The 12,411-nt window shown below is 62.3% G+C and carries 11 protein-coding genes; 6 read left to right on the top strand and 5 right to left on the bottom strand.

The genetic code is table 11. The annotated features are described in order from the left end of the window. Positions 1-146: 146 nt before the first annotated feature. On the bottom strand, positions 147-1,088 hold the full coding sequence (locus tag NKI73_RS26340; protein ID WP_352633955.1) for a threonine/serine dehydratase: 942 nt from the start codon (positions 1,086-1,088) through the stop codon (positions 147-149). 50 nt (positions 1,089-1,138) lie between these two features. Between NKI73_RS26340 and NKI73_RS26335 the strand changes: the two genes are divergently transcribed. Beyond that, complete coding sequence (locus NKI73_RS26335; protein ID WP_352633953.1) at positions 1,139-1,441, top strand: ArsR/SmtB family transcription factor; 303 nt, start codon at positions 1,139-1,141, stop codon at positions 1,439-1,441. 32 nt (positions 1,442-1,473) lie between these two features. Here the strand turns inward: NKI73_RS26335 and lysA are convergent, their stop codons facing one another. From lysA to argH, 3 genes are all read right to left on the bottom strand, one after another. Further along, complete coding sequence (gene lysA / locus NKI73_RS26330) at positions 1,474-2,742, bottom strand: diaminopimelate decarboxylase (protein ID WP_352633951.1); 1,269 nt, start codon at positions 2,740-2,742, stop codon at positions 1,474-1,476. A gap of 69 nt (positions 2,743-2,811) precedes the next feature. Then, positions 2,812-3,018, bottom strand: coding sequence for a hypothetical protein (locus tag NKI73_RS26325; protein WP_352633949.1), 207 nt, complete (start codon positions 3,016-3,018; stop codon positions 2,812-2,814). A gap of 118 nt (positions 3,019-3,136) precedes the next feature. Further along, the gene (argH, locus tag NKI73_RS26320) at positions 3,137-4,537 is read right to left on the bottom strand and encodes an argininosuccinate lyase (RefSeq protein ID WP_352633947.1); all 1,401 of its coding nucleotides are present in this window, start codon (positions 4,535-4,537) and stop codon (positions 3,137-3,139) included. A 35-nt stretch (positions 4,538-4,572) separates the two neighbouring features. On the opposite strand from argH, the gene tlpA reads away from it, so the two are divergent. Next, positions 4,573-5,262: a thiol:disulfide interchange protein TlpA gene (gene tlpA / locus NKI73_RS26315; RefSeq protein ID WP_352633945.1), complete on the top strand. Its 690-nt coding sequence runs from the start codon at positions 4,573-4,575 to the stop codon at positions 5,260-5,262. Here the strand turns inward: tlpA and NKI73_RS26310 are convergent. Next, positions 5,259-7,694, bottom strand: a complete 2,436-nt coding sequence (locus NKI73_RS26310) for an EAL domain-containing protein (protein WP_352633943.1) — start codon at positions 7,692-7,694, stop codon at positions 5,259-5,261. The two genes, tlpA and NKI73_RS26310, sit on opposite strands and share 4 nt — an antisense overlap. A 363-nt stretch (positions 7,695-8,057) precedes the next feature. Here NKI73_RS26310 and ugpB point away from each other — a divergent pair, with 363 nt between their 5' ends. The 4 genes from ugpB (at position 8,058) to NKI73_RS26290 (ending at position 12,377) form a co-directional block, all read left to right on the top strand. Further along, on the top strand, positions 8,058-9,368 hold the full coding sequence (gene ugpB, locus NKI73_RS26305; RefSeq protein ID WP_352633941.1) for a sn-glycerol-3-phosphate ABC transporter substrate-binding protein UgpB: 1,311 nt from the start codon (positions 8,058-8,060) through the stop codon (positions 9,366-9,368). Between the two features lie 156 nt (positions 9,369-9,524). Beyond that, on the top strand, positions 9,525-10,445 hold the full coding sequence (gene ugpA, locus NKI73_RS26300; RefSeq protein WP_352633939.1) for a sn-glycerol-3-phosphate ABC transporter permease UgpA: 921 nt from the start codon (positions 9,525-9,527) through the stop codon (positions 10,443-10,445). 8 nt (positions 10,446-10,453) lie between these two features. Then, positions 10,454-11,302 carry a sn-glycerol-3-phosphate ABC transporter permease UgpE gene (gene ugpE, locus NKI73_RS26295; protein WP_352633938.1) on the top strand — a complete coding sequence of 283 codons (849 nt, stop codon included), beginning with the start codon at positions 10,454-10,456 and terminating at the stop codon, positions 11,300-11,302. Between the two features lie 7 nt (positions 11,303-11,309). Continuing rightward, complete coding sequence (locus tag NKI73_RS26290; RefSeq protein ID WP_352633936.1) at positions 11,310-12,377, top strand: sn-glycerol-3-phosphate import ATP-binding protein UgpC; 1,068 nt, start codon at positions 11,310-11,312, stop codon at positions 12,375-12,377. Positions 12,378-12,411: the final 34 nt, after the last annotated feature.

Raw genomic sequence — 12,411 nt, 5'->3', positions numbered from 1 at the left:
CGGATTCCACTCTTCGGGATCATGCTGTGGTGCGGGCACGATAGCCCAAGCCTCACGACTCAAAGAATACCAGCAAACACGGCAAAGGCGAGGCAGTTTGGAAAAACGTGAAGGCCGCCGTTATAGTTCCATAGTCATGGTTGCGGTCAAAAGGTTGTGAGGTTGGCGTTCGCCCCGCAGACCAGCACAGCGACGCGTTCGCCCGGTGTCGGCGCATAGCGGCCGGACAGGATCGCGGCAAAGGCCGCGGCGCCACCCGGCTCGGAGATGATGCGGACCCGGTTCCACAGCGCCTTTTGCGCGGCGATGATGTCGTCGTCGCTGACCAGGATCGAGCGTTCGACAAAGGCCTCGGCGATCGGGAACATCATTTCGCCGACACGCTTTGGCGCCAGCGAATCGGCGGCGATGCCCTCGGCTGGTGCATCGACGGGGTGTCCGGCCTCGAAGGCGCGGTAAAGCGTTGGTGCCCCTTCCGGCTCGACGGCGATGATGCGGATGCGGCCGGCAAACCAGGCAGCGATGCCGCCGATCAGGCCGCCGCCGCCGACAGCGACCAGCAGCGTGTCGATCTCCGGCAGGTCGCGCTCGATTTCCAGCCCAAGCGTGCCCTGGCCGATCAGCGTCTCCTGCTGGTTGAAGGCATGGATCTGCAAGGCGCCGGTTTCCTCGGCGAACCGTTCGCTGGCGGCCAGCGCCTCGGCATAGCGGGCGCCGCCGACGATCAGCTCGGCGCCGTAGCTGCGGATTCGCTCCAGCTTGGCCACCGGGCTCACCTCCGGAACGAAGATGGTCGCCTTGTGGCCAAGCCGCATGGCGGCATAGGCGACGGCCGCACCATGGTTGCCGCCCGACGCGGCGACGACACCCGCCTTGGGGACCGGCCGTTCCAGGAGATTGGTGAAGGCGCCGCGTGCCTTGAACGAGCCGGAATGCTGCAGGCATTCGAGCTTCAGGTCGACCGTCAGCGGCGGCCGGTCGAAGTCAGCCATGTCGACGCGCAGCACCGGTGTGTGCCTGATATAGGGGCGGATGCGCGGTTCCATCGCGGCAATGCGCTCGCGTGTCACGGTATTGCCCTGCAACATGGTGATCTCCTCGGGATTGACAGTAATTAGTAACTTGGCAAAATGCCTAAATGCAAGAGGTTGATGTTTTCAAGGCGATTGCCAACGAACGCAGGCTGCAGATTCTCGACTGGCTGAAGGATCCGCGCGCGCATTTCCCGCCCCAGGCGGACGGCGATCTGGTCGAGGACGGCGTTTGCGCGCTGCTGATCGCCGAGAAGCTCGGCATCACACAAGCGACGTTGAGCGAGCATATGCGCGTGCTCACCCAGGCCGGCCTGTTGCGCGCCAGACGCATCAAGCAATGGACGTTCTACCGCCGTGACGAGAATGGGATCGCCGATGTCAGGGCGCTCATCCACAACCGGCTGTAGCACAACGGCCCGGCATCCGGGCCGAGCCGCTTCTATGCGAGCCAGTCGGGCACGGAATCCAGCCCGATCAGGTCGTCATAGGTCAGACGCGGCCGCACGACATGGAAACGGTCGCCGTCAACCAGCACCTCCGGCACCAGCAGGCGGGTATTGTAGGTGCCGGCTTGGACCGCGCCGTAGGCGCCGGCGGTGGAGACGGCAATCAGGTCGCCGGCCCTCAGCCTGGGCAGATCGCGGTCGAGGCCGATATAATCGCCGGTCTCGCAGACGGGGCCGACCACGTCGACCATCATGCGTGGCGTATCGGCCGGCGGCTGCACGACCGGGCGGATGTCGTGAAAAGCGTCGTAGAGCGTCGGCCGGATCAGATCGTTCATGGCGGCGTCGACGACGAGGAAGTTCTTGGCGTCGCCTTCCTTCACGAAGATCACTTCCGAGACGAGGATGCCGGCATTGCCTGATATCAGCCGGCCCGGCTCGAACATCACCTTCAATCCGAGCTTGGTGACATGCTTCCTGACGATCTGGGCATAGGCGTCGGGCAAGGGCGGCGGATTGTTGTCGACGCGGTAGGGAATGCCGAGGCCGCCGCCGAGATCGATATGCTCGATGGCATGGCCGTCAGTGCGTAGCGCGCCGATCAGATCGACAAGCAGGGCGAAGGCGTCGTCGAAAGGCTGCAACTCGGTGATCTGGCTGCCGATATGGGTGTCGATGCCGGTGATCTTGATGCCGGGAAGCGTTGCCGCGCGGGCATAGACCTGACGCGCCTTCTGCCACGGAATGCCGAACTTGTTCTCGGCCTTGCCGGTGGAGATTTTCTTGTGGGTCTTGGCGTCGACATCGGGATTGATGCGCAGCGAGATCGACGCCACCTTGCCAAGCGCCACGGCTCGGGCCGACAAGAGCTCGAGTTCAGGCTCGGATTCGACGTTGAAGCACAAGATGCCGGCGGCAAGGGCAAAGTCCATTTCGCGTGCGGTCTTGCCGACGCCCGAAAACAGGATCTTGCCGGCCGGGATGCCGGCGGCCAGCGCCCGGCGCAATTCACCTTCCGAAACCACGTCGGCGCCGGCGCCGAGCTTCGCCAGCGTCCGCAGAACGGCCTGGTTGGAATTGGCCTTCATGGCATAGCAGACCAGCGCGTCGAGCCCGGCAAAGGCCTGCGCGAACACCCGGTAGTGCCTGGTCAAGGTGGCCGTCGAATAGCAGTAGAACGGCGTGCCGACCTGTGCGGCGATATCGGGGATCGCCACGTCCTCGGCATGCAGCACGCCGTCGCGGTAGTCGAAATGGTTCACGAGAATGGTTCCGGGAAGTTGGAGCGCTATGAGATCGGGTTTAGAAAGACCAACCCAGCCTCATCGGTTCTAGATCAGCGGGTCGAGGATGAACTTCTTGTCCACGACCGGTTTTTCCGGCTCCGGCGGCACAGGCTGGTGGGCCTTGGAGGCATCCTTGCGCGCTTGCACGGCTGCCTCATAGGGCGTGTCGAGACCGGCCCTCCTGCCGCAGGCCGAAACGGCCGCCATCGCAACCAGCAGCGTCAGCGTCACCAAAATCCTGCTTCCGGTCATCGATCCATCCGTCTGAAACTTTTGTCAGCCGCCGCTTCTAGCCGAGTTCTCGGCGTATTGCACCCCGAGATATTGCTGGGCGCAATATCAGCGATATTGCTGGTCGCAATATCCGGCATCATGCTTTCGCCAGTCGCTTTTTCCAGGCGCGGATCTGCTTCCTCACTTCCGACGGCGCCGTGCCGCCGAAACTGGTGCGGCTCTTGACCGAGTTCTGCACCGCCAGCACCGAAAATATGTCCGCCGTGATGCCGGGATTGATCGACTGCAGATCCTCTAGCGAAAGCCTCTCCAGCCCCACCTTCTGGTCTTCGGCCAGCGCCACCGCCCGGCCGGTGACATGATGCGCCTCGCGGAACGGCAGGCCGAGCGTGCGCACCAGCCAGTCGGCAAGGTCGGTCGCGGTCGCGTGGCCGGCGCCAGCGGCCTTCTTCATCGCGGCTGCGTTGACCGTCATGTCCGAAACCATGCCGGTCATCGCGGCTAGCATCAGGTCCAGCGTCTCGGCGGCATCGAACACCGATTCCTTGTCTTCCTGCATGTCCTTGCCATAGGTCAAAGGCATGCCCTTCATCACCGTTAGCAGGCCGACGAGATGGCCGGTGACGCGGCCGGTCTTGCCGCGCACCAGCTCAGCGGCATCGGGGTTCTTCTTTTGCGGCATGATCGAGGAGCCGGTCGAAAACGAGTCCGACAGCCTGACGAAGCCGAACTGCGGCGTCGACCAGATGATAATCTCCTCGGCCAGCCGCGACAGATGCGTGGCGCAGATCGCCGCCATGCCGAGGAACTCCAGCGCGAAATCACGGTCCGAGACGCTGTCCAGCGAATTGCGCATCGGCTCGCGGAAGCCGAGTGCCTTGGCGGTCTGGTGACGGTCGATCGGGAAGCTGGTGCCGGCGAGCGCCGCGGCACCGAGCGGGCTCTCGTCCATCCGCTCGATCGCATCGCGCACACGCGACAGGTCACGCGAAAACATTTCGACATAGGCCATGCAGTGATGGCCGAAGGTCACGGGTTGTGCCGCCTGCATATGGGTAAAGCCCGGCATCACCGTTGCCGCATGCTCCTCGGCCCGCTCCAGCAGCGCCTTGATCAGCCCTTTCAGCGCCTCGGCGACGCGAAAGCACTCGTCCTTGACCCACAGCCTCAAATCGACCGCGACCTGGTCGTTGCGCGAGCGGGCGGTGTGCAGCCGGCCAGCCGCTGGGCCTATCAGATCGGCAAGGCGCGCCTCTATGTTCATGTGGATGTCTTCGAGCCGGGTCGAGAACTCGAAGCTGCCGGCCTCGATCTCTTTCAGGATCGTGTTCAGCCCGTGAGTGATTTTTTCTTGATCGGCCGCCGAAATAATGCCCGTTTGCGCCAGCATCTCGCTATGGGCGATCGAGCCCTTGATGTCCTGCGCATAGAGTTTGCGGTCGAAGGAGATCGACGCGTTGATCGCTTCCATGATCGCGGCCGGACCCGAGGCAAAACGTCCGCCCCACATCTGGTTGCTGGTCTTCTTGTCGCTCATGGCTATAACCCGTGCTTCGGAGCAGTTTTGAGAAAATGGCAGACGGTAATAGATTCTTCCCGGCCCCGCGCCTGATCCTCGCCGCCTTGGTGGCCGGCGCGCTGGCCGGCGCGGTCGCGGTATATGTCAGCGAGAGCCGGTCTGGCAACAATGCACCAGCACAAGCTGCCGTCGGCGAGAGCAAGGACGATGTCGCCTGTGCCGCCAAGAGCGACCGCGCCAAGAAGGTCGCGGCTTCGGCAACCGGCGAGGTCGCAGCCCTTCTGCCGGCCGATCCGCCGCAATCCCTGAAGAGCCTTGCCTTCAATGGTCCGGACGGCAAGCCGATGACGCTTGCCGATCATGCCGGCAAGACGGTGCTGCTCAATCTGTGGGCGACATGGTGCGCGCCGTGCCGCGCCGAAATGCCGGCGCTCGATGTGCTGCAGAAGGAAATGGGCAGTGACGTCTTTGAGGTGGTCGCCGTCAATGTCGATGCCGGTGACGATGTGAAGCCGAAGAAGTTCCTCAGCGATACCGGCGTCGCGACGCTGGGCTACTACCGGGATTCGACGATGGCGCTGTTCAACGACCTCAAGACGCGCGGCCTGGCGCTCGGCCTTCCCGTCACCATGCTGATCGATGGCGAGGGCTGCCTGATCGCCCATATGAACGGCCCTGCGGAATGGTCGGGGCCGGACGCCAGGCGGCTGGTCGAGACGGCGCTCAAGCCGGAAAGCCTCTAAAAGCGCGTCGCGAGCGCAGGCGTGGGCGCGAAGGCCAGAACGCTTCTGTCGCGCATGCTGGCGGCTTTGCTGCCGACAGTGGGTGCGTCGACACCGGTCAGGTCGCCGAATTCCTCGATGAGGCCAGGCCTGCCGATATAGTAGCCCTGGCCGATCTCGCAGGCTTCAGCGTCCAGGAATTTCAGCTCGCCGAGCGTCTCGACACCCTCCGCCAGAACCGGCAGGCCGAGGCCGCGCCCAAGTCCCAGAACGGCGCGCACGATCGCCGCGACCTGGCCGTTCTTGTCGACGGACTTGATGAAGGAGCCATCGATCTTGATCTTGTCGAAGGGGAAGGCGCGAAGGTTGGAAAGCGAGGAATAGCCGGTTCCGAAATCGTCCATCGCCACGCGCACGCCCAGCGCCTTGACCTGCCGCAAGGTCGCCAGCGCGCGCGGCATGTCCTTCACAAGCGCCGTTTCGGTGATCTCAAGTTCGAGCCTGCCGGGCGCCAGCCCGGAATTCAGCAGCGTTTCATGGACCTTGCGGCTGAAATTGGTATTGTGAAGCTGCACCGCCGAGACATTGACGGCCACGGTCAGCGGATTTTCCCAGCGGGCGGCTTCCTCGCAGGCCGCCGTCAGCACCCAATCGCCAATCTGGCCAATGGCTCCGCTCTCTTCGGCCACGGGGATGAAGATGTTCGGGGGCACGTCGCCGCGTGTCGGATGTCGCCAACGGATCAGAGCTTCGAAGCCGACCATCTTGCCGCTGCTGATCTCCTTCTGCGGCTGGTAGACGAGGTAGAACTCCTGGCGCGCGACCGCCTGGCGCAGTTCGTGCTCCATCACGCGCTTGTCTCGTGCCTCGGCTCCCATCGAGGCCTCGAAATAGCGGTAGGTGTCCTTGCCTTCGGTCTTGGCCCGGTAGAGTGCCGTATCGGCGTGGCTTATCAGGCTGGCCTGGTTTTCGGCATCCGACGGATAAAGCGCGATGCCGATGCTGGCCGACACCAGGCCGCCGCCGACCGAGAGCCGGTTTTCCTCACGCATGGCGGTCAGCACGGCGTTGGCGATACGGCCGGCCTCCAACGGGTCGGTCAGGTTCGGGGCGATGATGGCGAATTCGTCGCCGCCCAGCCGCGCCACCAGCTGTCCTTGACCAAGGACGCCGGTCGCGCAATGCGCGACCTTCTGCAACATGGCGTCGCCGGCGCCGTGCCCGTACAGGTCGTTGACCTCCTTGAAGCGGTCGAGATCGAGCAGCAGAAGCGCAAGGTGGCCGCCTTTCCTTCCCCGGCTCATCGCAGCAATTTCCGTCTCCAGCCGGTTGGAAAAGCTGCGGCGATTGGCCAGTCCGGTCAATGGATCGAAATGGGCAAGGCGCAGGATTTCCAGTTCAGCCTTCTTGCGCTCGCGAATGTCGCGGACCGCGACCACATTGTGAGGCTTGCCACAGTAGTCGATGCTCCGGGCAATCAGTTCGACAGGAATGCCTGTGCCATCGCGGCCGCTCAATTCGGCCTCGTGCGGCTGTTCGCCGAAGCCGGACATATCGGCCCCGAAGAGATCGCCAAGCTGCATTCCGTTCAGCGTCGCGGGTGCCATGCCTGTCAGCCTCGCAATGCTGTCATTGGCGCTGATGATGCGGTTGCCGTCGCAGACGATCAGGCCCTCCACTGCGGCGTTGGCCAGGCCGTGCATGCGGTCGACTTCGAGCTTCTGGCGGCGGAAGCGCAAATCGATCCACAGCGCCGATGCCGACAGCACCAGGATCACCAGCGTGGCGGCCGCGGCCGCGAAAGCCTGCGAGGTCGGCTCGATCGTGTACTGGGATATGGCGATCGAGGAATCGGGAAAGATCGAGACGGCACCCATGCCGATGAAATGCAAGGTGCAGATCGCCAGCGTCAGCAGCACCGCGCCGACGGAGGTCGCTCGCAAGGAGGGGCGGCGCAGCACGACCCGCAGCGCCAGCGCCGCAAGCGTCACGCCGGCCAGCAAGGAAACGGCGACGAGCAACAGGTTCCATTCGATCCGGCCCTGGACTTCGAATGCCGCCATGCCGATGTAGTGCATGGCCCCGATGCCGCCGCCCAGGACGGCGCCGCCGACGAGATGATAATCGAACTCGTCCCGCAAGGTGGCGATCCACATGCCGGTCGCCGTCAGCGCGACCGAAGCAGCGAGCGAAAGCACGGAGAGCGCCGGATCGTAGGCACTGGGTATGCCTGGTGTGAACGCGAGCATGGCGATGAAATGCGTAGCCCAGATGCCGAAGCCGGTCGACGTCGCCGCGATCATCAACCAGGCAAGCCGGTTCCGATCTGTGGAGCGGCTGATGTGGTGAAGCAGGTTGACAGCAGAGAAACAGGAAATCCCGCAGATCAGCGCGGCGAGTGCGACCAGTCTCAGGTCGTGTTCGTTGACGATGCAATTGTAGACCGTCAGCATCTTATTTCACCTGATCTATCGGAAATAAACAAGGCAGCAGAATTGAGTAGCGCTTTGCCGTTGAAGGATCGATAAAGTCGCCCACAACCCTGGCGTGTCTCTTCGGGTTGCAGCGGCTGCAATCAGGGCTGATATGTCGAAAGCCAGCTTGGCAGTCCTGACGGCAGTTCCTGGCGCGCTTGTCGTCGCGCTAAGCCGGCTAACCGTATCGCTTTCCATGCCGCCAAGCGGCAGCGAGCGTTGCGTGAGGCAAAGGGGTGAAGTTCGTCGATCTGCAACAAAACCGTTGTCTGATTGTCATGAGCGACACATATTGCCTTTGCGGGAGTGCCCCTTTCGCCAATGACAAACGGGAGATGAAACATGAAGTCCTTCGGCTTCGCGGCCGGTGTTGCCGCCACCTTTACGCTGCTTTCCTCAACCTCCGCTTTTGCTGTCACGCAGATCAGTTGGTGGCACGCCATGACTGGCGCCAATGCCGAAGTTGTCGACAAGATCTCCAAAGATTTCAATGCCAGCCAGAGCGACTACGAGCTCGTTCCGGTGTTCAAGGGCACGTATCCCGAGACGTTGAATGCCGGCATCGCCGCGTACCGCGCCGGCCAGGCGCCCGACATTATTCAGGTGTTCGATGTCGGCACTGGCGTGATGATGGCAGCCGAAGGCGCAATCAAGCCGGCAGCCGATGTGTTGACCAGCGCCGGAATGACCTTCGACAAGAGCCAATACCTGCCAGGCATAGTCGGCTATTATTCGAAGCCGGACGGCACCATGCTCTCCTTCCCCTACAACTCCTCTTCGCCGATCCTTTATTACAACAAGGATATCTTCCAGAAGGCTGGTCTCGACGTCGACAGCCCGCCCAAGACCTGGAATGAGGTGTGGGAAGATGCCAAGAAGATCAAGGCGAGCGGCGCGGCCGCCTGCGGCTATACCTCGACCTGGCTGACCTGGATCCATCTGGAGAATTTCGCGGCCTGGAATGACGTGTCATGGGCCACCCAGCAGAACGGTCTGGCCGGCGGCGATGTCGAGCTCAAGATCAATGCGCCGATTTTCGTCAACCATTTCCAGGCGCTCGCAGACCTCGCCAAGGACGGCACCTTCAAATATGGCGGCCGCACTTCCGAAGCCAAGCAGATCTTCCTTGCCGGCGAATGCGGGATCATGACTGAATCCTCCGGCGGGCTCGGCGATATCGTCAAGTCCGGCATGAATTACGGCATCGGCCAATTGCCCTATGACAGCGACGCCAAGGGCGCGCCGCAGAACACGACGCCGGGTGGCGCCAGCCTGTGGGTTTTCGCGGACAAATCCGACGAGGAATACAAGGGAGTGGCTGCTTTCTTCGCCTATTTGTCGAAGACCGACGTGCAGGAGTACCTGCACCAGAAGTCGGGCTATTTGCCGGTAACGTTGGCGGCCTATGAAGCGACCAAGAAATCCGGTTTCTATGACAAGAATATCGGTCGCGAGACCCCGATCCTGCAGATGACGGGTAAGGCGCCGACCGACAATTCGAAGGGCGTGCGTTTGCCGAATCTGCCGCAGGTGCGCGATATCCAGAACGAGGAGTTCGAGAAGATGCTCGCCGGCCAGCAAACCGCGCAGCAGGCGCTCGACAATGCGGTTACGCGTGGCAACGCCGCGATCAAGGAAGCGCTGGGGAATTAGAGCGAGCGCAGAGGCCTTGCTCTACGGCGCACCCACCTGTCCCGTCAGGCATCTCCCCTCGGCGAGGGGAGTGCCGTCCTTTGCGATTTCGCCAATGGTCGATGATGCCGAATCCGAAACGCTCATCAAAGCCATCTTGGCGAAGAGGGGTGCCGCATGGTGCCGCCCGCCTCATCAACTCGGAGTGGCTCCGTGACCCCCCGCGTCGTGTTTCCCAACAAGGTCCTCCCCTACCTGCTGGTGGCGCCGCAACTAGCCATCACGCTCGTTTTTTTCTACTGGCCGGCCGGTCAGGCGTTCTACCAATCCATGCTCAGGCAGGATCCGTTCGGACTAAGGACTAGGTTCGTCTGGTTCGCCAATTTCAGGAAAGTGCTTGCCGATCCGGCCTACCTAAACTCGATAAAGGTCACGGTGGTGTTTTCCCTTGCGACCGCTATCGTCGCCATGTGCGTGGCGCTCCTGCTTGCGGTCATGGCAGAGAAGGTGGTGCGCGGCAAAGGTCTTTACCGCACGCTCTTGATCTGGCCCTACGCGGTGGCGCCGGCGATTGCCGGTATGCTGTGGCTGTTCCTCTTCAACCCGTCGATCGGGTCGCTGGCCTACATGCTGAGGAGTTTTGGCATCGCCTGGGATCCACTGCTCAACGGCACCCACGCCATGATCCTGCTGGTGTCCGCCGCTGCCTGGAAGCAGATCAGTTACAATTTCCTGTTCTTCGTCGCCGGCCTGCAGGCGGTGCCGAAAACCTTGATCGAAGCGGCGGCCATGGACGGCGCCGGCGAGACCAAGCGATTCTGGACCATAGTCTTCCCGCTGCTCGCGCCGACGACCTTCTTCCTGCTGGTCGTCAACACCGTCTATGCCCTGTTCGACACGTTCGGCATCGTCCATGCCGTTACCGGCGGCGGTCCGGGCAAGACCACTGAGACGCTGGTCTACAAGGTCTACAATGACGGCTTCGTCAATCTGATCCTCGGTGACTCGGCGGCGCAGTCGGTCATCCTGATGATCATCGTCATCTCGCTCACCGCCATCCAGTTCCGCTACGTGGAACGCAAAGTCCATTACGGCTGAGGCAAGCGATGATCGGTCAGTCCTCGTCTCGCATTTTCCTCGCCCATGCCGTGCTCATCCTCGGCATATTGATCGTCGCCTTCCCGATCTACTACACATTCGTTGCCTCGACGCAGACGCTGCAAACGATCCTTAAGCCGCCATTGCCGCTCCTGCCCGGCGATCAGTTCTGGAACAATTACACCGAAGCGCTGTTCGGCGGCGTCGGCCGCATCGGCGGCGTCAGTGTCAGTCGATTGCTGCTCAACACCACGATCATGGCGCTCGGCATCGCGGTGGGGAAGATTTTCATCTCTATCCTGTCGGCCTATGCGATCGTGTTCTTCCGTTTTCCGCTGCGGATGGTCTTCTTCTGGCTGATCTTCATCACCCTGATGCTTCCCGTTGAGGTGCGCATCCTGCCCACCTACAAGGTGATGGTCGATCTCGGCATGATCGACACCTATGCCGGCCTGATCATCCCGCTGATCGCCTCGGCTACCGCCACATTGCTATTTCGTCAGTTTTTCATGACCATCCCGGGTGAGCTGGTGGAGGCGGCGCGTGTCGACGGTGCGGGGCCATGGCGCTTCTTCTTCGATATCCTGTTGCCCTTGTCGCGGACAAACATCGCGGCGCTGTTCGTCATCCTCTTCATTTATGGCTGGACGCAATATCTGTGGCCGCTGCTCGTCACCAACAGCAGCAACATGAATACGATCGTCATCGCGCTGAGGAAGATGGTCTCCTTCGCCGATGCCGATACGCAGTGGCACCTGGTCATGGTTACAGCGATGCTGGCCATCGTGCCGCCGATCCTGGTCGTGGTGCTGATGCAACGCTGGTTCGTTCGCGGGCTGGTCGATTCCGAAAAGTGAGAAGCTGATGGCGACCGTCGATCTGAAGGATGTGAAGAAGGTCTACCCCAGCGGCTTCGAGGCCGTGAAAGGCGTTTCCATCGCCGTTCCCGACAAGGAGCTTTGCGTGCTGGTCGGCCCATCCGGCTGCGGCAAGTCCACGCTGCTGAGGATGATCGCCGGGCTCGAAACCATCTCCTCGGGAACGGTTGCGATCGACGGCAAGATCGTCAACTCAATCGGCCCGACCGAGCGTGACATCGCCATGGTGTTCCAGAACTATGCGCTCTATCCGCATATGAAGGTCTACGACAATATGGCCTATGGGCTGCGTAACCGCGGCACGCCGAAAGACGAGATCGACAGCCGGGTCCGCGCGACGGCGAAAATACTGGAACTTTCAGCGCTGCTCGATCGCCGCCCGCGCGAGCTTTCCGGCGGCCAGCGCCAGCGTGTCGCCATGGGCCGCGCCATCGTGCGCAACCCAAGGGTTTTCCTGTTCGACGAGCCGCTCTCCAATCTCGATGCCAAATTGCGCGGCCAGATGCGCGTCGAGATCAAGAACCTGCAGCGCTCGCTTGGCGTCACGTCGGTCTATGTCACACATGACCAGCTCGAGGCGATGACGCTGGCCGACATCCTCGTCGTCATGAATGCCGGACTGGTCGAGCAGGTGGGGGCGCCGCTCGACGTCTACGAAAGGCCGGCCTCGACCTTCGTCGCTTCCTTCATTGGCGCGCCGCCGATGAATCTTCTGGCGCTGACCGGAGGCTCCTCGGGCCCGGTGCTCGCTGACGGCACGGCGATCGTTTTCGCACCTCAGGAGGCAAGAGCTGCGACGGTCGGTTTTCGGCCCGAGGATGCCGACGTTACCTTCAATGCGGAGGCGCCGTCCGGTGCGCTCGTCCTGCCGGCGCTGGTCGAGGCAGTCGAACCGGTAGGCGCCGAAAGTTTTCTTCACTGTGCCGCAGGTGGCAGCAGGATCGTCGTGCGGGTCGCTGGTCGTGCCACCGCCACGGTTGGCAACCAATTGCGCGTGGTTGCCAAGGCAGAAAAGCTGCACTGGTTCGATCAGGCGGGGAAGCGCCTCGGCTAATCGGAAAGATAGTCCTACATTCCACGCGCCGGCG

Origin of the sequence: Mesorhizobium sp. M0496, assembly GCF_040321205.1 — a bacterium.
In the GTDB taxonomy this organism is placed as follows: domain Bacteria; phylum Pseudomonadota; class Alphaproteobacteria; order Rhizobiales; family Rhizobiaceae; genus Mesorhizobium.
Note: the sequence above shows the minus strand (reverse complement) of the source record. Positions and strands in the feature narration are given on the sequence as shown.